Source organism: Nocardia sp. JMUB6875, assembly GCF_041154655.1.
Lineage (GTDB): Bacteria > Actinomycetota > Actinomycetes > Mycobacteriales > Mycobacteriaceae > Nocardia.
This window is the reverse complement of the sequence record NZ_BAAFGR010000024.1, coordinates 17282-42980: the sequence shown is the minus strand read 5'-3', so window position 1 is coordinate 42980 and position 25699 is coordinate 17282. Positions and strand designations below refer to the sequence as shown.

The following is a 25699-nucleotide window of genomic DNA, read 5'->3' as shown; positions in this document are numbered from 1 at the left end:
CTTAGTTTGAGCCCGGTTTCGATGCCGGAAAACATTCGGCGGCAGCGGAACTCGAATCCAGCTCGCGCTGAAGGAAGGCACGAAATGAGACAAAGTACGCGCCGCAGGACGGTCAGAACCGCGGTCCTGACGGGAGTTTCGCTACTGGCGGTCGGATTCGCCGGCGCCGGCGCCACCGCGGAGCCCGGTTCGGGATCGGCCTGTACCTCCGGCAGCGGCGCCGGATCGGGCAACGGTTCCGGCGACTGCTTCGGCGGCTCCGGCTCGAGCTCCGGGCTCTCGGGCGGCTACGCCTCCGATACCAAGGGGTACGGACCGGCCATGACCTCGTGGCTGGCGGCCTTCGCGTACGGGCTGTTCAATCCCGATGCCGCGCCGCCCGGTACGAACGACTGGAACTGCAAGCCCACCGCCGAACACCCGCGGCCGGTGGTGCTGGTCCACGGCACCTGGATGAACGCCTACAACGGCTTCGCCTATATGGGCCAGCCCATCAAGGACGCCGGGTTCTGCACCTTCACCTTCAATTACGGGCGTTCCAACCTGGTCGAGGGCGGCGGCCTGGGTTCGGTGCTGCCCGGCACCATGGGCACCGGCTACATCCAGGACTCGGCGAAACAGCTGGCCGCCTTCGTGGATCGGGTGCTGGCCGCCACCGGCGTGGCCCAGGTCGATGTGGTCGCGCACTCCCAAGGCGGTGCGATGTCGAACTGGTACACCAAGTTCGAGGGCGGTGCGGCCAAGATGCACAATCTGGTCACCTTCGGCGCGACCCACCACGGCACCTCGCTCGACGGTATCGGCGCATTGGGCCGGGCGATCAACAACTTCGGGATCGACGTGCTCGGGTTCGTCGAGATCTTCGTGGGGCACGCGGGAATACAGCAGACCATCGGCTCGGACTTCGTGAACAAGCTCAATGCCAACGGGGATACGGTGCCCGGCATCGACTACACGATTGTGGGCACCCGCTACGACGAGGTCACCAACCCCGTCGACCTCACCTTCCTGAAGGCGGGCCCGGGTGCGCGGGTCACCAATATCCTGCTGCAGGACGGCTGCGAGCAGGACCTGTCCGATCACCTGACGATGATGTATTCGCCACGGGCGCTGTCGATCGCGCTGCGGGCCCTGGATCCGGCCGGGCATCCGAATCTGGAGTGCACCTTCAACCCGTGGCTCATGGGCGGCGGCGGATCGCTCTGACCCGCACCGTCGTTCGCGGGCTCACCCCGCCGCGCGCAGCTCGGCCTCGATCCAGACGCTGATCATCCGGGCGGTCATGGCGATGGCGTCCTGCCGCTCCTGGCTGCCGACCTCGAGTGCCGAGGCACGCAGGACGCTGGCGAAACCGGTGTTGATCAGGACGAAGGTCATGGTGTCGTATTTGTGGTCGTCGCCCGGGCCGAGTATCTGGATCAGCAGGACCTTGACCAGCAGCCGCAGGCGGGGTTCGAATTCCGGCAGGCCGCTGCTGTAGAACTGGACGCCCGCCACCAGTGCGCGCACCAGTTTCGCGTTCGCGACCAGTTCCTCGGTGAACACCTCGAGCAATTCGGTGAAAACCCGCTCCTTCGCCGCCAGTAATTGTGGCAGCGGTTGCCGCGAGACGCCCGAAACCCATTGGGTGAAGCGGATTTCGATGTTCTCGAGCAGCCGGTCGAGCAGTTCCTCGACAATGACGCCGCGATCGGAGAAGTACCGGTACAGCGTTCCGATGCTCACCTGCGCCTCGGCCGCGATCCGATTCGTCGAGGTGTCGGCGATGCCGCGCTCCCCGAAAAGCCGGGCGGCGGTGTCGAGAATGTGCTCCCGGGTCGCCTTCGACCGTTCCTGAGTGGGTCGGCGGCGTTGGCGCACAGCCTTCGGCGGCATCGCGGCCTCCTTGCTGCGAAGAAAATGAGCGATCCTCATTTTAGCGATCGAAGATCGAAAGCGGTCGGGTATCTTGTTGCGCGACAAGGCCGGGAGGTTCGGATGGCCGACAGGATGCCGAAGGGGCGGATCGCGCGCGGCGGTCGGCTGGGCCGGCTGGCGGCGGGGCAGGCGGCCCGGGGAGTCGGGACGCGATTGTCGATGATCGGGCAGCCCGAACAGGCTCGGCGGATGCTCGCGGAGCGCTCGGCCCTGCAGGCCGCGCAGCAGCTGGTCACCGTGCTGGGCAGCATGCGGGGCGCGGCCATGAAGCTGGGCCAGATGCTGTCGGTACTGGACCTGGACCTGGTACCGGAATCGCATCGGGAGTTGTTCCGCGCCAAGCTCGCCGAACTGCGCGACCGTGCGCCGGCGGTGCCGTTCGCCGGGATGCGCAAGGTCATCGAGGGCGATCTGGGGCCGCTCGCGCGCGTATTCGCCGAATGCGACGAGACACCGGTCGCCGCGGCTTCGATCGGGCAGGTGTACCGGGCGCGGCTGCGGGACGGGCGCGCGGTGGCGGTGAAGGTGAAATACCCGGGCGTGGATGCCGCGGTGCGGGCGGACCTGCGCAATCTCGAAATGCTCAGCGGGCTACTGAGATCGGTGCTGCCCAGCGCCGGGGACGCCGCCGTACTGGACGAGATCGCCCGCAATATCAACGGTGAACTCGATTACGCGCGCGAGGCCGCGACCCAGCATCGGGTCGCGGCACGCTACCGTGATCACCCGTTCATCGTGGTGCCCGACAGCGTCGAAGAGTATTGCGGCGACCACGTTCTGGTGACCGAGTTCCTGGAAGGGACGTCCTTCGACGGTATTCGAGCCCTGCCGGACGCCGATCGCGATCACATCGGTGAACTCGTCTATCGCTTCTATGTCACCTCATTGTTCACCGACTACGAATTCTGCGGCGACCCGCATCCCGGCAATATCCTCCTCGATGCAAGCGGCCGTGTGGGTTTCGTCGATTTCGGGCTGTACCACCGGATGGACGCTGTCGACGTGGAATACGAGCGCACCGGCCTGCGCACCGCGTGTGAACGCCGCACCGACGATCTGTTCGAGCACTGGGTCCGCCGCGGCATCATCGATCCGGCCTCGGGTGTCACCCCCGAGGAATGTCTCGAATACGTCTGGGCCGCAGCGGGATGGCATCTGCTGGACGAAGAGATCACCGTCACCCCGGAACTGGCGACCGGCGCCGTGGTCATGGCCATCGACCCCAGGGCCGCGGAATTCCGCGGCATGCGCCGGCAACTCCTGCCACCCGAACACGTCTTCTCCCGCCGCGCAGACCTTTTCACCTTCGCCGCGCTCGGGCAGTTGCGTACCACCAACAACTGGCACCGGATCGCCCGCGAATGGCTATACGGGGAAGACCCTGTCACCGAAATCGGCCGCGCCATCGAGCAATGGCGGTCCGATCGCGACTGACCATCAAGCGGGTCAGTGCGGGGTGAGCGGGAGGCGCGGGGCGGATCGGCGTTGGGCGGGGGAGAGCAGGACCACTTCGAGGGCGGCGGCGCAGGCGGCGGCCTGTTCGGTGAACCAGTCCAGTCGGGTGTCGATCAGGATGTCGGGTGAGGAGCGCAGCGCCAGGGCGAAGCGGGCGTGGTTGTCGGTGTCGAGGACGGGCACGGCGATCGAGCGGACGCCCGACGCGGATTCGCCATCGTTGAGGGCGAAGCCCGTGGCGCGGACGGTGGTCAGTTCGTCGCGCAGGGTGCGGGGGTCGGTGATGGTGCGGTCGGTCTGCGCGGTCAGCGGTGAGAGCGCGGCGATCTGCTCGTCGGTGAGATCCGACCAGGCCAGCAGCACCTTGCCGAGGGCCGTCGAATGCAGGGGTCTGCGCAGGGTGCGACGGTTGTCGCCCTCGAGCGAACCGCCGACCAGGATGACCGCGTGTGCGCCGACGCGCACGGCGAGGTCGGCGACGACGCCGGTGCGCCGCGACAGGTCGGCCAATTCCGGCTCGGCGCGGTGCAATCCGCGACGGTAATAGGCGGCGCGGCCGAGTTCGGCCACGGTCGGCCCGAGCCGATAGCGCGCGGTGTCGGTGTCTTGTTCGAGGAATCCGGTCGAGGTCATCGCTTGCAGGAGACGATGTGTCGTCGACAAGGCCAGCCCCAGGCGGCGCGCCAGATCCGACGCCGGCAGGTCCTCCGGGCTGTCTCCGAACGCACGCAGCAGTGCGAGGGTTCGATGGACCGCCTGGGCGCCCTCACGCGGTTTGGCCGTAGCTGTGGTCACACCGCGATCCTTCCACAATGTGGAATGAATGAAAAATGTTCTCGCAGTAATAATCCCACTGATTCCATATCGTGGATTGCCCGTAGCGAGTGGGCACCATCGTCCCCATGTCCGCTTCCGCGCTGTCGTCGACGCTCGACACCCTGTGGTTCACCCGTTGTCCCGTGCCGACCGCCACCGGTATCGCCGCGGATCGCGGCTGGTTCACCGACGAGTTCGCCCCGGACGGCATCCAGGTGCGCTCGCTGCAGGACGCGGGCACCGGCCGTTCGCCCGAGGATCACTTCACCCATGCGCTCACCGGCCTGTTCCGGGAGGGCGGCAATGTTCCGGCGCTGTGGACCCGCGGCAATGGCGAACCGACCCGATTGATCGGTTTGACCTGGATCGAGGAGCGGCAGGCCATCCTGGTGCGCCGGGACAGCGCGATCGCCACACCGGCACAGCTGGCGGGCGCGCGGATCGCGATTCCGCACCGCCCCATAGCCATCGACTTCTGGCGCGCGATGGCGCTGGCCGGATTCGCCGGAGCGCTCGGGGCCGCCGGTCTCGCGCTCGGTGATGTGGTGCCCGTCGAAGTCCAAGCGGCACCGCACGCGCCGCAGTGGGTCGCGGAACTGGAAGCGCTCACCGCCGGGCGCGTGGACGCGGTATATGTCAAGGGCGCCTTGGCCGTCGAGACCGCCGCGCGCTATGACGCGGTGATCGGGATCGACCTGGACGCCTTCCCGGATCGGACGGTGCGGATCAATAACGGCACCCCGCGCCCGGTCACCGTGCATCAGCGCCTGCTCGACGAGCATCCGGAGATCGTGGTGCGCTTCCTCGCGGTGCTGATCGAGGCCGCCGAGTGGGCCGCGGCGAATCCGGCCGACGTCGCACGCATCCTGGCCGCCGAAACCGGCGCGGGCGCAACCGGAGTTGCCGGGGCCTACGCCTGGACCGGCAGCGCCGACCTGCGCCTGGACCTGTCCGAGGACCGCCTGGGCTTGCTCGCCCGGCAGGAGAAGTTCCTGCGCGAGCACGGCTTCCTGGCGCGGCCCGTGGATATCGCCGCCTGGACCGCCGCCGAACCCCTGGCCGCCGCCCACACCCTGGTGCGCGCCCGCGCCACCGAACGCTGAACCGCCCCACGACTATTCGGAGAATCCCATGGCCGCACTCGTCAAACGCACCTTCGTCCTGGCCGCCATCGCATTGACCGCCGTCGCCTCCGCGTGCTCCACGGCGCACGACTCGACGGGCGGCGGCGCGGGTTCGGCCGTCACCATCCGCATACCCGATCCGGGCAACTCCGGCGCGCTGGCATTGGGCAAGAAGGACGGCAGCCTGGACGCCGCGCTGGCCAAGGTCGGCGCGAAGGTCGAATGGACCGGCACCGCAGGCCCGTTCGCGCCCGCGGCACAGGCACTGGACAACAACCAGCTCGACGTCGCGCAAGGCTCGATCACCTCGGCCATCGCGGCGCTGGCGCAGAAGCCCGGCTTCAAGCTGTTCGCGGCCGTCGCGCCGGACAAGGTCGCGGAGGGCATCCTGGTCAAGGACTCCTCGGGCATCAAGACCGTCGCGGATCTGGCCGGGAAGAAGGTCGTGGTGTGGCACGGCGGATCCAGCGAGTATCTGCTGCTGAAGGCCCTCGCCCGCGACAATGTCCCGGCCGCCGCGGTGACCCGGGTCTACCTGCAGCCCAACCAGAGCGCCGCGGTGCTGCACTCGGGGCAGGTCGACGCCTGGGCGACCTGGTCGACCTACTCCATTTCCGAGCGCGCCAACTCCGGTGAGCATTTCCTGGTCAGCGGCGGCGATATCGGCTCACAGAACTACGCGATCTGGGCCGTGCGCAATGAGTTTCAGCAGCAGCATCCCGCCGTGGTGAAGGCGTTCTACGACTATCTGCACGAGGCGGGCCTGAAGCAACAGCAGCACCCCGAGGACACGGTCAATGTCGTGCACACCGCCGGACCCGACGCCGTGGAGGGCCGAGAGAAGGAGCTGACGATCGAATTCCTGCGCGCGGCCGCGACGGCATCGCCCATCACCGATGCCGACAAGGCCGCGTTCACCGAGGTCGCCAAGTTCTTCGCCGACCAGCAGGTGACCGAGGGCGTCTTCGACGTCGCACCGCATCTGATCGACATCACCACGTCGGCGCAGATCCGATGACCGCGCTCGAGATCCCCAGCGGGATCACGGATTCTGCCGATTCCGTGCCGCTGGATCTGGTCACCCCTCGAATCAAGGTGCCGCGGCGGCGATCTCGCGGCCTGGCGATCACTTTGCGCGCCCTGGGACCGCTCGCGATCCTCGCCGTGTGGTGGATGGCGTCGGCGACCGGCGTGCTCACCTCGGATCTGCTGGCTTCACCGCCGCAGGTGCTGCGGGCGGCCGAAAAGCTGTGGGACAGTGGGCAATTGTCCGATGCGCTGACAGTATCCCTCGGCCGCGCCGGGACCGGGTTGTGCTTCGGCGTCGCGACCGGGCTCACCCTCGGGGTCATCACCGGGTCCTGGCGGCTCGGCGAGGATCTGCTCGACTCGGCCGTGCAGACGCTGCGCGCCCTGCCGTTCCTGTCGCTGGTGCCGCTGTTCATGGTCTGGTTCGGCATCGGTGAGCAGGCGCGCGTCATCCTGATCGCCGTCGCCACCACGTTCCCGATGTACGTGTCGACCTTCGGGGCGGTGCGCACCTCCGACCCCAAACTGCTGGAGGCGGCCCGGGTGTTCGGACTCGGCCGACTGGCCACCATCCGGTCGGTGATCCTGCCGGGCGCGCTGCCCGCGCTGCTGTCGGGCCTGCGGCTGTCGACCACGCTGAGCGTCATCGCGCTGATCGCCGCCGAGGAGATCAACTCCACCGCGGGCCTGGGTTATCTGATGGCGCAGGCGCAGAACTTCTCCCGCACCGACATCCTGTCGGTGATCATCCTCATCTACGGCCTGCTCGGCCTGATCGCGGACATCGCCATCCGGGCGCTGGAGCGAGTGTTGATGCCGTGGCGCACGATCGGTGGTGCCCGATGACCACCGCGATCCAATTGACCGGCCTGTCGAAGACTTTCGGTGCGCGCCGCATTCTGGACGGCATCGATCTGCGCGTGCGGCGCGGGGAGTTCCTGGCGCTGCTCGGCGCGAGCGGCTCGGGCAAGACCACACTGCTGCGGATCCTGGCCGGGCTGGAACGCCCCGATTCCGGAACGGTGCTGGTGCCGAACGCGCGCACGGTGGTCTTCCAGGAGCCGCGGCTCATCCCGTCGCAACGGGTGCTCGCCAATGTCGCGATCGGCCGCCCGCGCACCGCCGAGACCCGGGCGACGGCGCTGTCCGCGCTGGCCGAGGTCGGGCTCGCCGATCATGCCCGGGCGTGGCCCGGCACGCTGTCGGGCGGGGAGGCGCAGCGGGTCGCGCTGGCGCGCGCCCTGGTTCGGCAGCCCGAATTGCTGTTGCTGGACGAGCCTTTCGCGGCACTGGACGCGCTCACCCGGTTGCGGATGCAGGACCTGGTCGGGGACCTGTGCGAGCGGCATCATCCCGCGGTGCTGCTGGTCACCCACGATGTGGACGAGGCCATCCGGCTCGCCGACCGGGTGGCCGTGCTGCGCGACGGGAAGCTGGTCACCGACGAGGTGGTGACCGTGGCCCGCCCGCGTGATTCCGGGGATCCGGAATTCGTCGCGTTGCGTCGTCGCCTGCTCGCCGACCTGGGCGTGGAGGTGGCGGCATGACGGTGCTCGCGGATGCTCGTGCGCTGCAACCGGATCTGGTGCGACTGCGCCGATCACTGCATGCCGAGCCCGAAGTCGGCCTGCACTTGCCACGTACGCAGGACAAGGTGCTGGCCGCGCTGGACGGACTCGATCTGGAGGTGAGTCTCGGCACGCAACTGTCGTCGGTGGTGGCGGTGGTGCGCGGGCGCGGCGACGCGAAACCGGTACTGCTGCGCGCCGATATGGACGCGCTGCCGATGACGGAGAAGACCGGCCTCGATTACGCGTCCCGCATTCCGGGGGCGGCCCACGCCTGCGGCCACGACCTGCACACCGCGATGCTGGCCGGGGCCGCGCACCTGCTCACCGACCGGCGTGATGACCTGGCCGGTGACGCGATCCTGATGTTCCAGCCCGGCGAGGAGGGGCACGACGGCGCCCGGCTGATGCTCGAGGAGGGTCTGCTCGACGCCGCGGGCGCCCGACCGGCGGCCGCCTTCGCCCTGCATGTCGGAACCGCCAGTCCGGCAGGGACATTCGGCCACCGCGGCGGGCCCGCGCTGGCGGCGGCGGGCACCTTGACCGTGACCTTCCACGGCGCGGGCGGTCACGGCGCCTGGCCGCAGCGCACCCTCGACCCGATTCCCGCGCTCGGCGCGGCCATCGGCGCGCTGCAGACCATGGTCACCCGCCGGTTCGACGCCCTGGACCCGGTGGTGTTGTCCATCGGCTCGGTGCACGCCGGGACCGCGTCGAATATCGTGCCCGACACCGCGACCCTGACCGCCACGCTGCGCGCCTTCAGCGAGCAGACCCGGGCGCGGCTCGGCGCCGAGGCCGAACGCGTCTGCCACGGCATCGCCGCCGCGCACGGGCTCACCGCCGAGATCGAGATCGTCGACGGCTACCCGGCCACCATCAACGATCCCGGCGAAACCGGGTTCGCCGCGGACACATTGACCGAACTGTTCGGCCCCGAGCGGGTATACGCGGAACCGGAACGGGTGATGGCCGCCGACGATATCGGGCGCGTCCTGGCCGAGGTGCCCGGCGCGATGATCACGCTCGGAGCCTGTCCGCCCGGCCTCGATCCGGCCCGCGCGGCCGGAAACCATTCGCCCCTGGCCGTATTCGACGACTCGGTGATCGCCGACGGCGTCGCCGCCCTGACCGATCTCGCACTGCGAAGGACCCGTTCGGTATGACACATATCGTGCTGCCGCGCACCCCGGCCCCGCCGCCGGTGCGCCTGCCCGCCTTCCTCACCGATCTGCGCCCGGCCCCGGAATCCTCGGCGCTCGCGCTGGCCCGAGCCGCCGACCTGGCCGGTCTGGCCGGGGTGCTGGTGCCCTTCGACCCGGAGGGCCCCGAGTCGCTGGTGACCGCGGCGGGACTGCTGCGCGCGACCCGCTATATCGAGGTCGTCGCCGAATTCCACAGCGACATAGCCACTCCGCAGTACGCGGCGAAGTTCTCGGCATCGGTGCAACGGTTCTCCGGCGGGCGGCTGGGCTGGAAGCTGCCGGTCGACGATCCGGGCCGCGAACGATTCGTGGCTGTCGCCCGCGAATTCTGGCATTCACCCGACGGGCTGCCGAAACCGCTGTCCGACACGGCGTTTCCGAACGTCTACAACGACACCACCGCCTTCGTGGAGGTCGGCCACGACCCGGGTGAGGTTTTCCGGCTGGGGGAGAAGGAGTCCGCATATGTCGGTTGACATCTATTGGCGGATCGCCATGGAGGGCGACCAGACCTCCCTGCACCGGCCGGGCAGCAGTCGCGGTGGCTTCGCGCCGCACCTGCCCGACGCGCTCGCGCCGGGACGCCGCGGCGGCGGGTGGGACGGGTTCACCCACACCGACTACATGGCCGAAGTGATTCGCTCGGCCGAGGATTCGGGATTCGTCGGCGGCCTGCTGCCCTCGTTCCCGCATACCGACGATCCCTGGGCGGCCGCCGCTACCCTGGCCGCCGAAACCCGGACTTGGCGATTCATGGTCGCCTTCCAGCCGGGCTTCCTGCATCCGGTGCAGGCGGCGCGGATGACCGCGACCCTGCAGCGCGTGACCGGCGGCCGCATCGTCTACAACATCATCTCCGGTGGTGGCGGGCCCGCGCAGCAGTGGTGGGGCGACGATATCGCCCACGACGACCGCTACGCGCGCACCTCCGAATTCCTCGACGTCCTGCGCGGGGTGTGGCATGGCGGCGGGGACTTCCACCACGAGGGCCGGTTCTATCGGGTGAAGGACGGCGGACTACCGGAACTGCTTGCCGGACAGCCGTTTCCGGAGATCTACTTCTCCGGTTCGTCACCCGCGGCCATCGAGGCGGCCGGACGGCACGCCAACTACTACCTGTCCTGGCTGGAACCGTTCGACGCGCTGGCCGCGAAATTCGACGCGGTCCGCGAAAAGAGCCCGAAGCCACCGAAATTCGCGGTGCGCATCGACATCCTCGCCCGCGACACCGAGGACGAGGCGTGGGAGCAGATCCGGCTCGGCTGGAGTGCGGAGCCCGACCTGGATGCCGCCGAGGGTGACTCGGTCGGCGCCCGCCGCGGCCGCGAATTCACCGCCGGTGCCGACACTTCCGACTTCCGCGCGCTGGAAGTGCAACCCAATGTCTGGGGCGGATTCCATCGCCTGCGGCCCGGGCCGCCGTTCGGGCTGGTCGGATCCTACCGACAGGTCGCCGACCGGCTGAACGAGCTGATCGAGCTCGGCGTGGACTCGTTCATCCTGGCCGGGGTCCCGCATCTCGAGGAGGCCCGCCGCGTGGGCCGCCACATCCTTCCCCTGTTGAAAGATCGTGCCGGAAAGGCGATTACGCAATGACCATCCGCATCGGCTACTTCCCGCAGAACAACACCCTGTGGGTGCTGCGACACCTCGGCATCCTCGAAAAGTCACTGCCCGATGTCGAATGGGTGGATCTGCGCACGCTCACCAACGCACGCGTCGACCCGACCTCGGCGCTACCCTCGGCGCACGGTGACCACCTCTTCGACGGCGGCTACGACGTCATCGGCACCGGCTCCACACCGCCGGTGACCGCCCAGGCCAAGGGGCACGACATCGTCTACCTCGCGGTCTCCGGGCCGCGCGTGGAGAACGGCCGCCTCGTCGTCCACGCCGACTCCGGCATTCACGAGCCCGCGGATCTGAAGGGCAAGCGCGTGGCCCTCGGCCACGGCTCCTGGCAGACCACCCTCCTGCTGCTGGCCCTCGAGAAGGCCGGACTGTCCTGGAGCGACATCACCCCGGTCGACGCCTACCAGGACGCCGCCGACCGCTTCCTCGCCCGTGACGTCGATGCCTGGGTCGGCTCCTATCCCTTCCTCACCGCCGTGGAACAGCAAGCCGAACTGCGTGAGGTGATCCCCACCGACGGATTGTTCAGCCACCGCTCCCTGTGGTTCACCAGCCGCGCCTTCGCCACAAACCACCGCGAGGAACTCACCGTAATCATCAACGCCCTCCAGGCGGCCGACAGCTGGATCCGCGACAACCCCGCCGACGCCGCCGCCCTGTTCGCCGCGGACGACGGACGCCCGCTGTCCGACTGGGAACACGCCCTGCGCACCCGCCCCTGGGGCCTGCTCCCGCTCGACGCCGATTTCCTCGCCGAACAACAACACGCCGCGGACCTCTTCTACGCCAACGGCCTGGTGGACCGGAAAATCCGCGTCGCCGACGCCGTCCTGCCTGAACTGAACGATTACGTTCGCACCTTGTCGCCGAATTGATCCACCGCCTGCACACTGGATACCGGCGAAGTGCGCGGGCGGAAGGAGCGGGGACGTGTGGAAGATCTGCAGCACCTGTGCGGTGGAGCACGAGGAATCGGCGCAGAGCTGCCGGATCTGCGCCGACGAGCGTCAGTGGGTTCCGGCCGAAGGGCAATTGTGGACCACCCGAAAGGAATTGGAGGAGTCCGGGCACGTTGCGTCCGTGACCGAGGTCGAGGCCGACCTGCTCGGGCTCACGGTGCATCCGACGGTGGGAATCGGTCAGCGATCACATCTGATCAGAACCGCCGAGGGCATGCTGATGTGGGATGTGCCCGGATACGTCGATGACGCCGCCGTGCGGACGGTACGCGAACTCGGTGACGTGGTCGCCATCGTCGCCAGCCACCCGCATCACTACGGCGTCCAGGTCGAATGGAGCCGAATGCTCGGCGGCGTACCGGTATTCGTGTGCGCCGCCGACCAGGAATGGGTCGCACGGCCCGATCCGGCGATCCAATTCTGGAAGGGCCATCTGAACCTGCTGCCGGGCATCACGATCCGGCAGGTGGGCGGCCACTTTCCCGGCAGCGCCGCCGCCCACTGGGCCGCCGGGGCGGACGGCCGGGGAGTGCTGTTCGGCGCGGACACCATCCAGGCCAACCCCGACCGCGAATCGGTCACATTCATGCGCAGCTACCCCAACCGAATCCCGCTGTCGCCCAGGGTCGTCGAACGCATCGCCGCCACCGTCGAGGAATTCGAGTTCGATCGCCTCTACGACAATTTCGGCAAGCTCATAGACCACGACGCCCGCGCCACCGTCCGGCGCTCCGCCGACCGCTACATCGCCTGGTCCCGAGGCGATTTCGACCACCTCACCTAGCCGACGCCCGGATGGACTCAGCTGCGGTCGGTGGCGGCCGCGGTGATGGCGTCGACGAAGGCGGGGAGGTCGCGGGGGTTGCGGGAAGTGATGAGGGGCCAGTCGTTTTCGTCGCTGCGGACGGCCGCGTCGTCGACCCACCATCCGCCCGCGTTGGCGATGTCGGTGCGCAGGGACGGGTAGGAGGTGAGGGTCTTGCCGGTGATCACCTCGGCGTCGACCAGGACCCAGGGGCCGTGGCAGATGGCCGCGATCGGTACGCCCGCGCTCGTGAGGGATCGCACCAGGGCGCAGGCGTGCGGGTCGGTGCGCAGCCGGTCGGCGTTGACGGTGCCGCCGGGGATGACGAGGACGTCGACCTCGACGGGATCGAGGCTGTCGATGGTGGTGTCGGGTTCGAAGGTCTCGGCCGGCTCGAGATCGTGCCGATAGGTTTGCACGGGTTCGGCTTTCGCCGCCGCGTGCAGCACCTGCGCGCCGCGCTCGCGCAGCCGGTCGCGGGGCACCACGAATTCGTCGTGCTCCACCCCGGTATTGCTGGTGATGATCGCGACCTGAAACCCCGCAAGTGGCCCTGGCATATCCGCTCCTGTCGCTCGGGACGCCTTCATCGGATGGGGCGTTCGAGTCGTCTCAGCGTGCGTATGCCCGTCGTTTCCGCCTCGAAACCGACGGGCGGGCGGCTGTTTTGGCGCGTTACCCGCGGGTAGGTCCGGGGTGTCCGTGAAATTCGATATTGGAGGTACTTCCCATGTCCGAGCACGACAAGAGCGGTTTTCGTGAGGGTGTCGAAGGCGCCGCGGAAGGTGTGAAGGGTAAGGCCAAGGAGGCCGCGGGCGCCGTCTTCGGTGACGACGATCTGCGCGGTGAGGGCCGAGCTCAGCAGGACAAGGCCGAATCGCAGCGTGAGGCCGCCAAGAAGGAAGCCCAGGCCGAGAAGGAGCGGGGCGAGGCGGAACTCGAAGAGCAGCGTCAGCGCTCGCACCAGAACCGCTGAGCTGACCGCGAATAAGTCCTGAGCTCGTGATCGGACCGGTGCCAATGCCGTCACCGGGACCGGCGCGGGTTCCAGCGCCATCGACTGGAATGGGGTCAGGCCGGACGGACGGTCGATGCGTGTAATCCGCGCTCGTCTCGTTCGATGGTGAAGGTCACCGGCTGATGTTCGGTCAAGCTGCGATAGCCGGGAAGGTCGATACCGGCGTATTCGACGAATACGCGCCGTGTGGGTTGCTGGTCCGGAGCGATGAAGCCGAAGCCTTTCGTGGTATCGAACCAGAGAACGACGCCGGACATACGAGATTCGAGACCGTCGCCGAGTCGGTCGTTCCTGGCGAGAATTGCTGGGGACATGGTCATGTCGGGATCCTTTCGGCCGACGGTGTTCCTGGTGCCGGGTGAGTTCCCCGGGCGACCACAGTGAAACGGACTGCCGCAGAAGGGATTCCGGGAGCGAGTGGGTCTCGACGCCGCTTGCGAATTCAGCGATACCGAATTGGATGTTTCATCGCGAGGGCCCGGGTACCCGGCCGAGGTGGGAAGGCGCGCTATCGAGGAGGTGCCCATGTCGTACGACAGTGCGGCGTTGTTGTCGGCGCTGGCCCGGTTCGCGCGGCTGTTGCCCGCCGACTATGACGTGGCGACGGCGCTGGATGAACTCATCGTCGCCGTGATCGAGGTGCTGGGGCTGTCCGGTGCGGGGGTGTCGTTGGTCTCGGAGGGACGCTTGCGGTTCGTGACCGCGCCCAGCGAACAGATCGCCGAGATCGAACGGGTTCAGGAAAACACCAGGCAGGGTCCGTGCATCGAAGCGTTCTCCCTTGATCAGGTGGTCGCCGTTCCCGACCTTTCCGAATATGTCGAGAAGTGGCCGGAGTACACCGCCGCGGCCGCCCGGCGCGGGATCGTCGCCGCCGCGGGCGTGCCGATGCGGCTGGGGGAGCACAAGATCGGGGTGACCAATCTCTACGATGAGCGGGTCCGGGATTGGCCGGAGTCGGAGCGGGAGGCCGCCCGGGTCCTGGCCGATATGGCGACCGGCTATGTGGTCAATGCCGGAAAGTGGCGTCAGCAGCAGCAATTGACCGAACAGCTCGACAACGCCCTGAAGTCGCGCATCGTGATCGAACAGGCCAAGGGTGTCATCGCCACGGTCCGCGGCATCGGAACCGAGGAGGCGTTCGAGCTGATCCGCCGCTACGCCCGCTCCCACCAGGTCCGCTTGCACGCGGTCGCCCACGCGATCGTCGAAGCGGGCCTCCGGATCTGAAGCATCGCGTCGTTATTCCAGCTCGCCGATATTGCCGATCACGCGCCGCAGCTTGGCCTTGCCGTCGGCGAGGGTGTAGGTGACGCACGCGATCGCGCACTCGCCGAGGGCGATTCGGTCGGCGATGAGCTGCGATCGCTGCCGCAGCAGGTCCGCGGTCTCGGCCACGTGCCGGCCCTCCAATTCGTCGAGCGATTCGAGGCCTTCGCGGCGGGCAAGCAGGATCGACGGCGTCACCCGCTCGACCACGCTGCGGATGAACCCGCCGGGGACCACGCCGTTGTCGAGGGCGTCGACGGCGGCTCGGACCGCGCCGCAACTGTCGTGACCGAGCACCACGATCAGCGGCACGGACAGCATCTCGATGCCGTATTCGATGGAACCGAGCACGCTGGCGTCGAGGACGTGCCCGGCGGTGCGGACCACGAACATGTCACCGAGACCCTGATCGAAAATGATCTCCGCGGCCACCCGGGAATCCCCGCAGCCGAACAGAATCACCGAGGGCCGCTGTCCCGCCGCCAGTTTCGCTCGATCGGCCACGCCCTGATTGGGGTGACGGAACCGGCCTTCGACGAAACGGTCGTTGCCCTCGCGCAACGCCTTCCAGGCGGTCACCGGTGTCAGGTCGCTGGCGCGGCCCATGCGGCGCACCACACTGTCCTCCTCGGACGCGGCGGTTCCGGACGCGGCATCGGCGAGAGCGAGCGGCGGCGCTTCCGGCCGTGCCGCCGGATCCAGTCGCACACCGGACAGGCCGCGCCAACCCAACCGCATCGTCGCCGCGACCGCTTCGTCCTTGGGGATCGGTCGCCCGGCCGCCAGCCAATTCCGCGCGCAGGACTGCGCGGCCCCCACCAGCCCGACGGCCAGCAGCCTGGACCGCTGCGCCTCCCACGCCACATGGGGTGCGATCGCGCCGAAAACCGCGTCGATACACCGTGCTCCGGCCCGCTGCGCCTTTCCCTGTACGGAGGGCTCCTCGACCACCTGCGCGTCGAACAGCACCGTCGAATAGTGCTCGTGGCCGTCGACGAATTCGAAGTAGGCATTCACGGTCGCCCACACGGCCGAGCGGAGTCCACCGGCCCAGCACAACGCTTCGGTCAGTCCGCCCACCAGCTGGTCCACAGCCGCGTCCAAGACCGTGAGATACAGCTCCAGCTTGCTCGAAAACGACTTGTACAGCACCGGCTTACTGATACCGACCTCCGCGGCGATCTCCTCCATACTCGCCTCGTGATACCCGCAGTCGGCGAACACCTCCGCCGCGGCGGCCACGATCGCCCGCCGCCGGACCACTCTCCGCTCCCGGAACGCCCCTTCCATCGGATCTCACCTCCACCGCGATGCCCGCCCGGGGCGGCGGGGCCGCACCGAGTCTGCCAGGTGCCCGGCGATTCCATGACACGGATCGGCGCGCGGAGAGTGCCGGGCGGGAATTCACCTGAATGAGTGCGGATCGGGCTCCCGATTTGCTCTGTACCTATTGGTATGTACAGTGTTTCGGGTGAGCAGTCGCGAGAGCCTGATCGAGAGCACGCGGGCGCTGCTGTGGGAACGTGGGTATGTCGGGACCTCCCCGAAGGCGATCCAGCAGCGGGCCGGGGCCGGGCAGGGGAGCATGTACCACCACTTCTCGGGTAAGGAGGAGTTGGCGCTCGCGGCGATCCAGCGCAGCGCCGAGTTGCTGCGGCAGGCCGCCGAGGAGCAGTTATCCACGGAGGCAACGGCTTACGCGCGGATCGAAGCGTTTCTGCGACGGGAACGCGATGTTCTGCGCGGCTGCCCGATCGGGCGACTCACTCAGGATCCCGACGTGATGGCCACACCTGCCCTGCGCGCTCCGGTCGAGGAGACGTTCGCGTGGTTGCGCGGTCGGCTGACGGCTGTGCTCCGGGAGGGACTGGAGCGCGGCGAGTTTCCGGGAACGCTCGACCCGGCGACCACCGCCCTGACCATCGTCGCCGTCATGCAGGGCGCCTACGTCCTCGCCCGCGCCGACGACTCACCCCAGCGATTCGACGAAGCCGTCACCGGCATCCTCGGCCTCCTCGCAGCGCACTCCCGAACCGAATAGGCACCGCCATGCAGATATCGTCCACTGCCACAACAACACCCGCACCCGTCGAGTGGATCACCGGCGAGGCGTGGTTCGAGACCCTCGTCGCGCCGAGCGGCACATCGCGCACCCAGGTCGACAGCGTGCGATTCGCGCCGGGCGCGCGCACGGTCTGGCACCGGCATGTGCTGGGGCAGACGCTGACCGTGACCGAAGGCATCGGCCTCGTGCAGCGGCGCGGCGGGCCGGTGGAGACGATCCGGACCGGCGATACCGTCCGCATCGAGCCCGGCGAATGGCATTGGCACGGCGCGACTTCCACGTCGGGCATGACGCACATCGCGATCGAGGAGATACCCGAGCACGGGGCGTCGGCCGAGCCCGGCGCGGCAGTGGGCGAGTCCGAGTATCGGAACGGCGATCCCGCGAATACCGAACCCGCCGCGCCGGTCAGCCGGTCCATCGTGCTGGACCAGGCGCTGCCGACCGCCCTGGCCGTGCAGCGCGTCGAGGTCAGGCGCATCACCATCGCCCCGGGCCACGCGGCCGGGCTGCACGTGCACAACGGCCCGGTCTTCGGATCCATCGAAACCGGTTCCGCCGTCTATCAAATCGACGGCGAGCGGCCTGTCGTGCTGCGCCCCGGCGATGTCTTCTACGAGCCCGAGGGCGCGCGCGTCGCCCGGTTCGACGGGCAGGATTCCGGCGTCACGTTCCTCGGCTACTTCCTCCTCGACGCCGGGCAGATTCCCGAGATCGAATTCCCCGGGGCCTAGGTCATCGATGGTGCAGCTCATCGATTCGAGGCGTGGTAATCCCATGTCGCAGGGAGGACAGACGACAAGCGGCGTGGGAGTGCGCAATTGGGCCATATCGGGCGCGCCGGTATTGTCGCGCGGCACAACATTGACCAGCGGGGTTTCCTGCGGACAGCAGTTGGCAACCCCCTTGGACCGCCTCTCGCGGCGAATCATTCAGACTGAAACATCGATTAGTCAACGGTAGGGTGACCGGCTGTAATCCGCTTGTTGGCGGGTTGGCGCATAGCTCTATTGGGAGATTCATGAAGCAGTACACGAAGTATGTGGCCACGGCATTCATCGCGGCGGCGGCGACCGGTATCGCGGCGGGGGCCTCGTATGCGGCGCCGGCCGTGGATCCGGTTCCGGCGGTGCAGGATCAGCAGGCCGTGACGCAGGTGAAGGGCAGCCAGCAGGGTGTCGACTATGTGGTGGCGGTGACGCAGGCCGGGAATGGCATCATTACGCAGGTGACCGGCGGACAGTTCAGTGTGAGCGCCGATGGCAGGTCGGTGGCGCTGCAGAACGCGGAGGGCGCGGTGCTGACCCGCGTGAACCTGTCGAGCGTGGTCGGGGGCAAGCAGATCGACCTGGTTGCCGCGGTGGATCAGGACGGGCGGCAGCTGACGCTGACCTCGGACGCCACACCGGTGATGTCCGCGAAGGAGATCAGCGGCGTCGACTGGTTCATCTCCGAACTGCAGCACGCGGCGATCGGCGGATTGATCGGCGGGCTCATCGGAGCGATCTTCGTCGGCATCGGCGCGATTCCGGGCGCGATCATCGGCCTGCTGGTCGTCGGCGGACAGCCCCTGATCGACTCGGGTTCCGCCGCCCTGACGGGGCAGCCCTGAAAACGCTGATTCTCGGCGGAACCCGGGAGGCCCGGGAAATCGCCGATATCGCCTCCGGCGAGCGGGGATTCGAGATCGTCTCCTCGCTCGCCGGGCGCGTGCGCGAACCTGTGCTGCCGGTCGGCGCGGTGCGCGTGGGGGGATTCGGGGGAGTCGACGGGCTGCGGGAGTGGCTGGCCGACAACGAGATACAAGCCGTGGTGGACGCCACGCACCCGTTCGCCGGGGGGATCACCGCCAATGCCGCCGCCGCGGCGGCGAGCCTCGGGCTGCCGGTGCTGCACGTGCGGCGGCCGGGCTGGATCGAGCAGGACGGGGATCGATGGATTCGCGTCCCCGATCTGACGGCCGCGGCCGAAGCCGTCGCGACCCTGGGGAAACGGGTCTTCCTGACCATCGGCCGCCAAGGCGTGGCGGCCTTCGCGGACTCCGACGCGTGGTTCCTGATCCGGGCCATCGATCCGCCCGAGGGCGACGTGCCCGGCGATCATGAACTGCTGCTCGCGCGCGGCCCTTTCAGCGTCGAGGACGAGACCGCGCTGCTGGTCGAGCGCGGAATCGACGTCATGGTGACCAAGGACAGCGGGGGAGCGCTCACCGAGGCCAAGCTCGTCGCCGCGCGCGCCCTCGGCCTGCCCGTCGTGATGATCGACCGGCCGCCGCTGCCCGACGGCGCGCAACAGGTGGAAACCGTTGCCGCGGCCTGGGATTGGCTGCGCGCGCAGCGCTGAGTCGACTCAGGACAGTCGGCTGGTGCGGTCCAGCAGTTCGGGTAGACGGTCGAACCACTCCAGGACGGCCCGCTCGTAGCGGATCCCGAAATCGAGTGTCGCGCGCTCGAACGGGGACATGCGCTGCTCGTCCTGGCCGGACAGGTAGCCCGACAGCCGCTGCTCGTGGACCACGCGATTGGCGGCGACAATGCGCTCCAGCCGCGCGGGATCCACGAACTCGCCGAAGGACAGCGTCAGCAGCAGCGGCACCCGGATCGTCTCCGCGCCCGGATCGCGCGCGATCCATTCGGCGAACGCCTCGCGACCGTCCTCGGTGATGCGATAGGGCGTGCGGTCGCGGGCGCCGGACTCGCCCTTCTCGACGAGTCCGAGCTGATGCATGGCGGCCAGTTCCCGGTAGACCTGGCTCTGGGTGATGGTCCAGAAGTCGCCGATGCGCTCCTGGGCCTGCGCCACCAGGTCCCACCCGGACATTTCGCCGTGGTGGAGGAATCCGAGTAGGGACGCGGCCGTCGAATTGAGCGGGCGTCGAGCTTTGTCTTCTGGCACCGGCACTCCTTCCAGCCTACGTTCTACTGTGGAATATTAGTCTCCGTAGCGACGCGAGGTGAACACCCGGGGTCCACCGGCCGCGTCGAACACCGTGGTGGTGGACGCGCCGACGATCAACAGGGTTCGCATGTCCACCTCGGCCGGATCCAGCTCGGCCAGGCTCACCACCCGCACCGACTCGGTGGGGCCGCCGACATCGCGGCCGATCACCACCGGGGTGTCGGGCTTGCGATGCTCGAGCACCAGCTCGCGCATGGCCGCGACCTGCCATTGCCGCTGCGACGAGGCCGGGTTGTAGACGGCGAACGCCATATCCGCCGAGGCCACCGCCGAAATCCGTTGCGCCACCGTCTCCCACGGCTTCAGCCGATCCGACAGCGAGATCATGGCGAAGTCGTGCCCCAGCGGCGCGCCCATCCGGCTCGCCACGGCACTGGCCGCGGTCACGCCCGGCAGCACCCGCACCGGCACGTCCCGCCATTGCGGATCCGCCGACTCCTCGATCACCGCGGCCGCCATAGCGAACACGCCGGGATCCCCGGACGACACCACGACCACCTTCGCCCCGGCCTTGGCCATGTCCAAAGCCATTCCGGCGCGCTCGGATTCGACCCGATTGTCACTGGCGTGCCGCCGCTGCCCCGGGCGCACCGGCACCCGATTCACGTAGGTGGTGTAACCGACGATATCGGTCGCCTCGGCCAGCGCCTGCGCCACCTCGGGTGTGGTCCAGCCCTCCGCGCCCGGGCCGAGACCGACCACGACGACCTCGCCGACCGAATCCGAGTGTGCCGCACCGGAATCTGCGGTGGGTGTGGATGCCGCCACGGCCGGCGCAGGGGCGCCGCCCTGCTGTTCCGTCTCCGGTTGCGTAGCCGCCGTGCCGGTTTCCTGGCCGGTCAGCGGAATCTGCGTCGCGGGTTCGGGACCCGGCACGATCGTGATCGCGAAGTACGGGACGCTCGAATCGTCGACATCCGCCGCGCGCAGCACACGCTGCCGGGTCGAGCTGGCGCGCTCGACGTAGTAGGCGTCGGCGAGGCGGCCGGAATCGGAAAGCGCCTGGCGCACACCGGGATAGGTGCGCCCGAGCTTCATGATGGCGGCGGCGTCGGTCTCGCGGAGACGGCGGGTGAGCTCCTCCGGCGGCAGGGTGCCGGGGAGGACGGTCAGCACCTGATCGCCCTCGACCAGCGGGGTGCCCAGGGCCGCGGAGGCGGCGCTGACCGAGGTGACGCCCGGAATGATCTCGGTGTCGAAGCGGTCGGCCAGACGGCGGTGCATGTGCATGAACGAGCTGTAGAACAGCGGGTCACCGGCCGCGAGCAGGGCCACCGTGCGGCCCGCCGAAAGATGTTCCGCCAGAACGGCCGCGGCCGATTCGTAGAACTCGTCGATCGCGCCCTGATAGCCACCGGGATGATCGGTGGTCTCGGTGGTCACCGGGTAGACCAGATGCTCCTCGAGCTGACCCTCGCGCATGTACGGGGCGGCGATCGCGCGCGAGATGCTGCGCCCGTGGCGCGCACTGTGGAAGGCGATCACGTCCGCCTCACCGATGACGCGGGCGGCCTTGACCGTCACCAGTTCCGGATCGCCGGGACCCAGCCCGACACCCCAGAGCTTGCTCATTCTTGTTCGCTCGCAATCGCATTGAGGGCCGCGGCCGTGATGGCGCTGCCGCCGCGCCGGCCGCGCACGGTCAGGAATTCGACGCCGCCGTATTCGGCCAGGGCCTGCTTGGATTCGGCCGCGCCGATGAAGCCGACCGGGATGCCGAGGACCGCCGCCGGGCGGGGCGCGCCCGCGTCCAGCATGTCCAGCAGATGGAACAGGGCTGTGGGCGCATTGCCGATGGCCACCACCGCGCCGTCCAAACGATCACGCCAGAGTTCCAGCGCCGCAGCGGATCTGGTGTTGTCCATCCGCGCGGCCAGCTCCGGCACCCGGGGATCGCCGAGCAGGCACAGCACGTCGTTGTCAGCGGGCAGCCGCTTGCGGGTGACTCCCGAGGCAACCATGTTGGCATCGCACAGAATCGGCGCACCGGCCCGCAGCGCCGCGCGCGCCTTGGCCACCACATCGGTGCTGGACTCCACGTCCCCGGCCAGATCCACCTGCCCGCAGGCGTGGATCATCCGCACCACCACCTGCGACACATCCGCCGGGAACCGGGCCAGATCGGCCTCGGCCCGAATGGTCGCGAACGAGCGCCGATAGATCTCGGCCCCGTCGGTGAGGTAGCTGGCACGTACGTCGGACATGGCGTCCACCTTAGATTTCGCGCGCCGAGCGGCCATGAGCGGGTAGTGCGCCGGGCCACAGCGGGGATGCGGTAGGCGCGGAAGCGCGGTCGCGTCGTCGCCCGCGGTTCGGGTCAGGTGCGGGGACGTTCGAGGAGGCGGGACATGACGATGTTGCTGCGGGTGCGCCCGACGCGGGCGTTCTCGCGGATGCGCTCCACGGTGGCCTCGATCTCGGCCATATCGGTGGCCATGACGTGGACCAGCGCGTCGGCCTCGCCCGCGATGGTCCAGACGCCGACCACCTGCGGAATCGGTTCGAGGCTGCGGCGCAGTTCGGCGGGGGAGATGTTGTCGCGGTAGAAGACCTCGACATAGGCCTCGGTGCGCCAGCCCAGGGCCGCCGGATTCACCACCGCGGTGAAGCCGGTGATCTGCCCGCCCGCCACCATCTTGTCGACCCGGCGTTTGACCGCGGGCGCGGACAATCCGATGGCCGCGCCGATCTCCTGGAACGAGGCCCGGGCGTGCTCGAGCAGATGGGCCAGAATGCGCCGATCGAGATCGTCCACCAGGTGTTTCCTTTCGCAATCATGCAGATGCATCGGGTTGACGCAACGAATCGCCGTCGAATCCATGATCAACGCAACGAATCGCTATTCCCAGCGCAACGGTACGCCACATACCTTCAGCTCAGCCCCGTCCGCGCCGCTTCCGAGGGAGTCCCGTTGACGTCCGTCGCGACCCTGCCCGCCCGTGATCCCGCCGCCCGCCGCCCCAGGCCCCGCAGCTACCTCATGTGCCGTCCCGAGCACTTCGAGGTCACCTACGCCATCAATCCGTGGATGGACACCTCCGACCCCGTCGACCGCGCGCTGGCACTGGCCCAGTGGGATGCGCTGCGGGCCGCCTACGAGGCGCACGGCCATTCGGTCGAGGTGATCGAACCCGTTGCGGGACTTCCGGATATGGTCTTCGCCGCCAATGGCGGACTGGTCATCGGCGAGAAGGCGCTCTCGGCGCGCTTCGCCAATCCCGAACGGGAGAAGGAAGGTCCGGCCTACCACGAGTGGATGGCCGGTCGCGGCTTCGCCGAGGTCATGGCCGCGCGCGAAACCAATGAGGGCGAAGGAGATTTCGCGATCGCCGGAGACCGGATCCTGGCCGGCACCGGCTTCCGCAGCGCCCGCGGCGCGCACGAGGAAGTGGCGGAATACTTCGGAATGCCCGTGGTCTCACTGGATCTGGTGGATCCGCGCTTCTACCACCTCGACACCGCGCTCATGGTGCTCGACGACACCATCGCCTACTACCCGGCCGCCTTCAGCGGACCGAGCGCGCGACTGCTCGCGCAGATGTACCCGGATGCCATCATCGCCACCGACGCGGACGCGGAAGTGCTGGGGCTCAACGGCGTCTGCGACGGCTACCACGTCTTCCTCACCGACAAGGCCACCGCGCTCGCCGAGCAGCTGCGGGCACGCGGCTACGAGCCGATCGGCATCGACCTTTCGGAGCTGCTCAAGTCCGGCGGCAGCGTGAAATGCTGCACCCTCGAACTGCACCGGGTCAGAACGGCAGCCGGGTCCGGAACGGACTGACACCCGGATCGTGCAGCGGGTGGGCCAGGATCAGGAAGCGCAGCAGCATGATCGCGCCGCTGATCTGCAACAGGGCCAGGGGAATCTCGCCGAGAATCGCCGTGCCGGCGGACACCCACACGTCCCCGGCATCGGCGGTCACGATGTCGAACCAGGCGTCCACGAGCAGCGATATCCCCGTGCCGAACGCGGGGAGGACCAACACCACCCGCCGCTTCCAACCGAAATACGCGGTGGTCGCCATCATCAGCACCAGCACGATGTCGAACCCGATCCAGGCCAATGCCCAGTTGCGCGCGTGATACTCCGTCGGTAGCGAGAACCCCAGATACACGATCCACGGAATCAGCCCGATACACCCGCCGACCATCAGCGCCAGCCGCACCGCCCGATGCACCTTCACCACCTCGGGTCGGGGCAGCACCCGCTCCGGCGGCGGCTGCAACCGCCGGATCAACTCCCGGCGGTCCTCATCGGACATCGCCGCGATCTCTTCATCGCTGAGCTTCGACACGGTCATGCCCGCCTCCCAACCTGCGCCGCCTGCGGGTAATCCAGTCTGCACCAGCATGCGCGGCGGCAATACCGGTCCGATCATCAGGGAGTAGTCGGCCCACCGGGTGATGGCCCGCGATGGCCTTCCGCACGGGCGTGATGGGCGACCGCCCGCTTGCCAGGGGGTCTGACCTCCCATCAGCCCGCCGGTCAGGTGGTTCGACCACACCGAATCGGCGGGGTGCCGCCTGTCGGGCTACGCGGCCCCGGGGTCGATGCGGTAACCGTCGGGGGTGGCGATGATGTCGGTGACGTGGCCCTTGGGGCGGCCGCAGCGGCGTTCGCAGCCGGACCAGTGCTGGCGGCCGGCCGCGACGATATCGTCGGCGTCGAGGGCCTCCCGGGGGAATTGGGGTGCGCCGGTGGGGATTACGCGGCCGGAGTCGACGGCGGTGGTGACGTCGGCGCGGACATCGGTGAGGGATTTGGCGCAGCCGGGCCTGCCCGCGCAGGCGCTGACCAGCAGCCAGGGGGAGTTGGCGTCGAAGATCAGGCCCATGGGGGCGAGGACGCGGACCACCTGTTCGGCGGTCCATTCGTCGAGGTCGGTGAGGACCACGCTGCGCCACGGGGTGACGAAGAGGGGGCGTTCGACCGCGGCAAGGAATTCGGCGGTTCGCGCGGGGAGGGAACCCAGGCGCACGCCCGCGCCGAGGGCCACATTGCCGTCGTCCTGATTCAGCCAGCCGATCGGAATGTCCTGGCGCGGAGCGAGTTCGAGGGGTTCGCCGTCGGCGGTCAGGTCGGAGCGGGAAGTCAGCAGATGCTCGGTCAGTTGGGCGCTGCCGTCGGGGACCTCGTGCAGCCGCCACTGGCCGTCGCGCAGTTCCAGGAACCCGTGGGCGGCGGCGAGCATCAGGTCGACGGCTTCGCTCGGGGAGATGCGGATCCCGGAGTCCTTGCCCGCCAACAGAAGTGCGTAGGTGTTCTCGTCGATCGCGTGGACGCCGATATCGCCGCCGAGCCCGCTGACATCACCGCGTCCGTCATCGAGGGTGAACAGCACCCGTCCGGGCAGTTCGGCCAAACGCGGGTCCGCCTGAAGTCCCTCGTCGAGAGCCGGAACCAGCGGATGCACATCGGTCCAGCCGCCGACCCGGCCCGACAGGGGAGAAGCGATGATGTTCCGCACCCGCTCATGGGTGGCGCTGGGCAGCAGCCCGGCCTCGGTGAGCCGCTCCCCGAGGGTCGCGGCGTCCCGCACCTGCCGGAACTGCACATTGCCCCGCGAGGTGAGCTCGATATTGCCGTCACCCAGATCGACGGCCGCCGCGGCGAGCGCCTGCAGCTGCTCGGGGGAGAGCCGTCCACCGGGCACACGAATACGGGCGAGGGGACCATCGGCCGCTTGATGCAGGCGCAGCACGCCCGGGCAGGAATCGGGATCGGTTCGCGTCATGACGCCCCCAGCCTACGGAGGATCCCGAGGTCGAGCATCCACCGGGCATCACTTGTATCCAAATTTAGAGATATTGCGATCTAAGTATGAATTGCAAAGTGTCAAACAACCGCGAACAACTGCTCGACATGGAAGATCCCG

At 68.5% G+C, this 25699-nt stretch carries 29 protein-coding genes and 1 pseudogene; 18 read left to right on the top strand and 12 right to left on the bottom strand.

Annotated features, from left to right (window positions below):
* Positions 1–84: 84 nt before the first annotated feature.
* Positions 85–1206: an esterase/lipase family protein gene (locus ACAM49_RS08870; protein ID WP_369634965.1), complete on the top strand. Its 1122-nt coding sequence runs from the start codon at positions 85–87 to the stop codon at positions 1204–1206.
* 21 nt (positions 1207–1227) lie between these two features.
* Here the strand turns inward: ACAM49_RS08870 and ACAM49_RS08865 are convergent, their stop codons facing one another.
* Entirely contained in the window at positions 1228–1875 is a 648-nt protein-coding gene (locus tag ACAM49_RS08865) for a TetR/AcrR family transcriptional regulator (protein ID WP_369634964.1), read from the bottom strand.
* A gap of 102 nt (positions 1876–1977) precedes the next feature.
* Here ACAM49_RS08865 and ACAM49_RS08860 point away from each other — a divergent pair, with 102 nt between their 5' ends.
* Entirely contained in the window at positions 1978–3351 is a 1374-nt protein-coding gene (locus ACAM49_RS08860) for an ABC1 kinase family protein (RefSeq protein WP_369634963.1), read from the top strand.
* Between the two features lie 12 nt (positions 3352–3363).
* On the opposite strand, the gene ACAM49_RS08855 is transcribed toward ACAM49_RS08860, so the two are convergent.
* Positions 3364–4167, bottom strand: a complete 804-nt coding sequence (locus tag ACAM49_RS08855) for an IclR family transcriptional regulator (protein WP_369634962.1) — start codon at positions 4165–4167, stop codon at positions 3364–3366.
* A 107-nt stretch (positions 4168–4274) separates the two neighbouring features.
* On the opposite strand from ACAM49_RS08855, the gene ACAM49_RS08850 reads away from it, so the two are divergent.
* Genes ACAM49_RS08850 through ACAM49_RS08810 form a run of 9 tightly spaced genes read left to right on the top strand, consistent with a single transcriptional unit; the run spans position 4275 to position 12489 of the window.
* Complete coding sequence (locus ACAM49_RS08850) at positions 4275–5291, top strand: ABC transporter substrate-binding protein (RefSeq protein ID WP_369634961.1); 1017 nt, start codon at positions 4275–4277, stop codon at positions 5289–5291.
* A gap of 28 nt (positions 5292–5319) precedes the next feature.
* Positions 5320–6330: an ABC transporter substrate-binding protein gene (locus ACAM49_RS08845; protein WP_369634960.1), complete on the top strand. Its 1011-nt coding sequence runs from the start codon at positions 5320–5322 to the stop codon at positions 6328–6330.
* Positions 6327–7187 carry an ABC transporter permease gene (locus ACAM49_RS08840; protein ID WP_369634959.1) on the top strand — a complete coding sequence of 287 codons (861 nt, stop codon included), beginning with the start codon at positions 6327–6329 and terminating at the stop codon, positions 7185–7187. The genes ACAM49_RS08845 and ACAM49_RS08840 overlap by 4 nt, the downstream gene beginning before the upstream one ends.
* Positions 7184–7888: an ABC transporter ATP-binding protein gene (locus ACAM49_RS08835; RefSeq protein ID WP_369634958.1), complete on the top strand. Its 705-nt coding sequence runs from the start codon at positions 7184–7186 to the stop codon at positions 7886–7888. The genes ACAM49_RS08840 and ACAM49_RS08835 overlap by 4 nt, the downstream gene beginning before the upstream one ends.
* Positions 7885–9075, top strand: a complete 1191-nt coding sequence (locus ACAM49_RS08830; protein WP_369634957.1) for a M20 family metallopeptidase — start codon at positions 7885–7887, stop codon at positions 9073–9075. The genes ACAM49_RS08835 and ACAM49_RS08830 overlap by 4 nt, the downstream gene beginning before the upstream one ends.
* Positions 9072–9590, top strand: a complete 519-nt coding sequence (locus ACAM49_RS08825) for an LLM class flavin-dependent oxidoreductase (protein WP_369634956.1) — start codon at positions 9072–9074, stop codon at positions 9588–9590. Before ACAM49_RS08830 ends, ACAM49_RS08825 begins: the two co-directional genes overlap by 4 nt.
* Positions 9580–10710: an LLM class flavin-dependent oxidoreductase gene (locus ACAM49_RS08820; RefSeq protein ID WP_369634955.1), complete on the top strand. Its 1131-nt coding sequence runs from the start codon at positions 9580–9582 to the stop codon at positions 10708–10710. Before ACAM49_RS08825 ends, ACAM49_RS08820 begins: the two co-directional genes overlap by 11 nt.
* A complete protein-coding gene (locus tag ACAM49_RS08815) occupies positions 10707–11621 on the top strand; it encodes an ABC transporter substrate-binding protein (RefSeq protein ID WP_369634954.1) in 915 nt (304 codons plus the stop codon). Before ACAM49_RS08820 ends, ACAM49_RS08815 begins: the two co-directional genes overlap by 4 nt.
* Positions 11622–11676: 55 nt before the next feature.
* Entirely contained in the window at positions 11677–12489 is an 813-nt protein-coding gene (locus ACAM49_RS08810) for a hydrolase (RefSeq protein ID WP_369634953.1), read from the top strand.
* Between the two features lie 17 nt (positions 12490–12506).
* Here ACAM49_RS08810 and ACAM49_RS08805 read toward each other — a convergent pair whose 3' ends face one another.
* Positions 12507–13070 (bottom strand): type 1 glutamine amidotransferase domain-containing protein, encoded by a 564-nt coding sequence (locus ACAM49_RS08805; RefSeq protein WP_369634952.1) that lies wholly within the window; start codon positions 13068–13070, stop codon positions 12507–12509.
* Positions 13071–13240: 170 nt separating this feature from the next.
* Between ACAM49_RS08805 and ACAM49_RS08800 the strand changes: the two genes are divergently transcribed.
* Positions 13241–13486, top strand: coding sequence for a CsbD family protein (locus ACAM49_RS08800; RefSeq protein ID WP_369634951.1), 246 nt, complete (start codon positions 13241–13243; stop codon positions 13484–13486).
* A gap of 95 nt (positions 13487–13581) precedes the next feature.
* On the opposite strand, the gene ACAM49_RS08795 is transcribed toward ACAM49_RS08800, so the two are convergent.
* Complete coding sequence (locus tag ACAM49_RS08795) at positions 13582–13848, bottom strand: cold-shock protein (RefSeq protein WP_369634950.1); 267 nt, start codon at positions 13846–13848, stop codon at positions 13582–13584.
* A gap of 205 nt (positions 13849–14053) precedes the next feature.
* Here ACAM49_RS08795 and ACAM49_RS08790 point away from each other — a divergent pair, with 205 nt between their 5' ends.
* Positions 14054–14758, top strand: coding sequence for a GAF and ANTAR domain-containing protein (locus ACAM49_RS08790; RefSeq protein ID WP_369634949.1), 705 nt, complete (start codon positions 14054–14056; stop codon positions 14756–14758).
* Between the two features lie 12 nt (positions 14759–14770).
* Here ACAM49_RS08790 and ACAM49_RS08785 read toward each other — a convergent pair whose 3' ends face one another.
* Positions 14771–15403: a carbonic anhydrase gene (locus tag ACAM49_RS08785; RefSeq protein ID WP_369634988.1), complete on the bottom strand. Its 633-nt coding sequence runs from the start codon at positions 15401–15403 to the stop codon at positions 14771–14773.
* 516 nt (positions 15404–15919) lie between these two features.
* Positions 15920–16087 (bottom strand): annotated as a pseudogene (locus ACAM49_RS08780) (TetR/AcrR family transcriptional regulator); the annotation flags it as partial.
* A gap of 181 nt (positions 16088–16268) precedes the next feature.
* Between ACAM49_RS08780 and ACAM49_RS08775 the strand changes: the two are divergent.
* The 4 genes from ACAM49_RS08775 (at position 16269) to ACAM49_RS08760 (ending at position 19205) form a co-directional block, all read left to right on the top strand.
* Positions 16269–16838: a TetR/AcrR family transcriptional regulator gene (locus ACAM49_RS08775; RefSeq protein ID WP_369634948.1), complete on the top strand. Its 570-nt coding sequence runs from the start codon at positions 16269–16271 to the stop codon at positions 16836–16838.
* Positions 16839–16846: 8 nt separating this feature from the next.
* The gene (locus ACAM49_RS08770; protein ID WP_369634947.1) at positions 16847–17596 is read left to right on the top strand and encodes a cupin domain-containing protein; all 750 of its coding nucleotides are present in this window, start codon (positions 16847–16849) and stop codon (positions 17594–17596) included.
* A 287-nt stretch (positions 17597–17883) separates the two neighbouring features.
* Positions 17884–18474, top strand: coding sequence for a hypothetical protein (locus ACAM49_RS08765; RefSeq protein ID WP_369634946.1), 591 nt, complete (start codon positions 17884–17886; stop codon positions 18472–18474).
* Entirely contained in the window at positions 18471–19205 is a 735-nt protein-coding gene (locus ACAM49_RS08760; protein WP_369634987.1) for a cobalt-precorrin-6A reductase, read from the top strand. The genes ACAM49_RS08765 and ACAM49_RS08760 overlap by 4 nt, the downstream gene beginning before the upstream one ends.
* Positions 19206–19211: 6 nt before the next feature.
* Here the strand turns inward: ACAM49_RS08760 and ACAM49_RS08755 are convergent, their stop codons facing one another.
* The 4 genes from ACAM49_RS08755 to ACAM49_RS08740 all read right to left on the bottom strand — a co-directional run bounded on the left by ACAM49_RS08755 (position 19212) and on the right by ACAM49_RS08740 (position 22608).
* Complete coding sequence (locus ACAM49_RS08755) at positions 19212–19757, bottom strand: PadR family transcriptional regulator (protein WP_369634945.1); 546 nt, start codon at positions 19755–19757, stop codon at positions 19212–19214.
* Positions 19758–19793: 36 nt separating this feature from the next.
* Positions 19794–21392 (bottom strand): precorrin-3B C(17)-methyltransferase, encoded by a 1599-nt coding sequence (gene cobJ / locus ACAM49_RS08750; protein WP_369634944.1) that lies wholly within the window; start codon positions 21390–21392, stop codon positions 19794–19796.
* The gene (locus tag ACAM49_RS08745) at positions 21389–22024 is read right to left on the bottom strand and encodes a precorrin-8X methylmutase (RefSeq protein WP_369634943.1); all 636 of its coding nucleotides are present in this window, start codon (positions 22022–22024) and stop codon (positions 21389–21391) included. The genes cobJ and ACAM49_RS08745 overlap by 4 nt, the downstream gene beginning before the upstream one ends.
* A gap of 113 nt (positions 22025–22137) precedes the next feature.
* Entirely contained in the window at positions 22138–22608 is a 471-nt protein-coding gene (locus tag ACAM49_RS08740) for an Lrp/AsnC family transcriptional regulator (RefSeq protein WP_369634942.1), read from the bottom strand.
* Positions 22609–22731: 123 nt separating this feature from the next.
* On the opposite strand from ACAM49_RS08740, the gene ddaH reads away from it, so the two are divergent.
* Positions 22732–23604, top strand: a complete 873-nt coding sequence (gene ddaH / locus ACAM49_RS08735) for a dimethylargininase (RefSeq protein WP_369634941.1) — start codon at positions 22732–22734, stop codon at positions 23602–23604.
* On the opposite strand, the gene ACAM49_RS08730 is transcribed toward ddaH, so the two are convergent.
* Complete coding sequence (locus ACAM49_RS08730; protein ID WP_369634940.1) at positions 23573–24124, bottom strand: hypothetical protein; 552 nt, start codon at positions 24122–24124, stop codon at positions 23573–23575. The genes ddaH and ACAM49_RS08730 overlap by 32 nt on opposite strands.
* Before the next feature lie 231 nt (positions 24125–24355).
* On the bottom strand, positions 24356–25558 hold the full coding sequence (gene cobG / locus ACAM49_RS08725; protein WP_369634939.1) for a precorrin-3B synthase: 1203 nt from the start codon (positions 25556–25558) through the stop codon (positions 24356–24358).
* Positions 25559–25699 lie beyond the last annotated feature (141 nt).

What these genes read in the sequence shown, in the direction of transcription:
- ACAM49_RS08815 (WP_369634954.1), top strand. Translation starts at nt 10,707, where the DNA reads ATGACCATCCGCATCGGCTACTTCCCGCAGAACAACACCCTGTGGGTG.
- ACAM49_RS08770 (WP_369634947.1), top strand. Translation starts at nt 16,847, where the DNA reads ATGCAGATATCGTCCACTGCCACAACAACACCCGCACCCGTCGAGTGG.
- ACAM49_RS08740 (WP_369634942.1), bottom strand. Translation starts at nt 22,608, where the DNA reads ATGCATCTGCATGATTGCGAAAGGAAACACCTGGTGGACGATCTCGAT.
- ACAM49_RS08785 (WP_369634988.1), bottom strand. Translation starts at nt 15,403, where the DNA reads ATGGGCCGCGCCAGCGACCTGACACCGGTGACCGCCTGGAAGGCGTTG.
- cobG (WP_369634939.1), bottom strand. Translation starts at nt 25,558, where the DNA reads ATGACGCGAACCGATCCCGATTCCTGCCCGGGCGTGCTGCGCCTGCAT.
- ACAM49_RS08860 (WP_369634963.1), top strand. Translation starts at nt 1,978, where the DNA reads ATGGCCGACAGGATGCCGAAGGGGCGGATCGCGCGCGGCGGTCGGCTG.
- ACAM49_RS08865 (WP_369634964.1), bottom strand. Translation starts at nt 1,875, where the DNA reads ATGCCGCCGAAGGCTGTGCGCCAACGCCGCCGACCCACTCAGGAACGG.
- ACAM49_RS08835 (WP_369634958.1), top strand. Translation starts at nt 7,184, where the DNA reads ATGACCACCGCGATCCAATTGACCGGCCTGTCGAAGACTTTCGGTGCG.
- ACAM49_RS08805 (WP_369634952.1), bottom strand. Translation starts at nt 13,070, where the DNA reads ATGCCAGGGCCACTTGCGGGGTTTCAGGTCGCGATCATCACCAGCAAT.
- ACAM49_RS08795 (WP_369634950.1), bottom strand. Translation starts at nt 13,848, where the DNA reads ATGACCATGTCCCCAGCAATTCTCGCCAGGAACGACCGACTCGGCGAC.
- ACAM49_RS08745 (WP_369634943.1), bottom strand. Translation starts at nt 22,024, where the DNA reads ATGTCCGACGTACGTGCCAGCTACCTCACCGACGGGGCCGAGATCTAT.
- ACAM49_RS08730 (WP_369634940.1), bottom strand. Translation starts at nt 24,124, where the DNA reads ATGACCGTGTCGAAGCTCAGCGATGAAGAGATCGCGGCGATGTCCGAT.
- ACAM49_RS08790 (WP_369634949.1), top strand. Translation starts at nt 14,054, where the DNA reads ATGTCGTACGACAGTGCGGCGTTGTTGTCGGCGCTGGCCCGGTTCGCG.
- ACAM49_RS08870 (WP_369634965.1), top strand. Translation starts at nt 85, where the DNA reads ATGAGACAAAGTACGCGCCGCAGGACGGTCAGAACCGCGGTCCTGACG.
- cobJ (WP_369634944.1), bottom strand. Translation starts at nt 21,392, where the DNA reads ATGAGCAAGCTCTGGGGTGTCGGGCTGGGTCCCGGCGATCCGGAACTG.
- ACAM49_RS08800 (WP_369634951.1), top strand. Translation starts at nt 13,241, where the DNA reads ATGTCCGAGCACGACAAGAGCGGTTTTCGTGAGGGTGTCGAAGGCGCC.
- ACAM49_RS08850 (WP_369634961.1), top strand. Translation starts at nt 4,275, where the DNA reads ATGTCCGCTTCCGCGCTGTCGTCGACGCTCGACACCCTGTGGTTCACC.
- ACAM49_RS08840 (WP_369634959.1), top strand. Translation starts at nt 6,327, where the DNA reads ATGACCGCGCTCGAGATCCCCAGCGGGATCACGGATTCTGCCGATTCC.
- ACAM49_RS08830 (WP_369634957.1), top strand. Translation starts at nt 7,885, where the DNA reads ATGACGGTGCTCGCGGATGCTCGTGCGCTGCAACCGGATCTGGTGCGA.
- ACAM49_RS08765 (WP_369634946.1), top strand. Translation starts at nt 17,884, where the DNA reads ATGAAGCAGTACACGAAGTATGTGGCCACGGCATTCATCGCGGCGGCG.
- ACAM49_RS08845 (WP_369634960.1), top strand. Translation starts at nt 5,320, where the DNA reads ATGGCCGCACTCGTCAAACGCACCTTCGTCCTGGCCGCCATCGCATTG.
- ACAM49_RS08820 (WP_369634955.1), top strand. Translation starts at nt 9,580, where the DNA reads ATGTCGGTTGACATCTATTGGCGGATCGCCATGGAGGGCGACCAGACC.
- ACAM49_RS08825 (WP_369634956.1), top strand. Translation starts at nt 9,072, where the DNA reads ATGACACATATCGTGCTGCCGCGCACCCCGGCCCCGCCGCCGGTGCGC.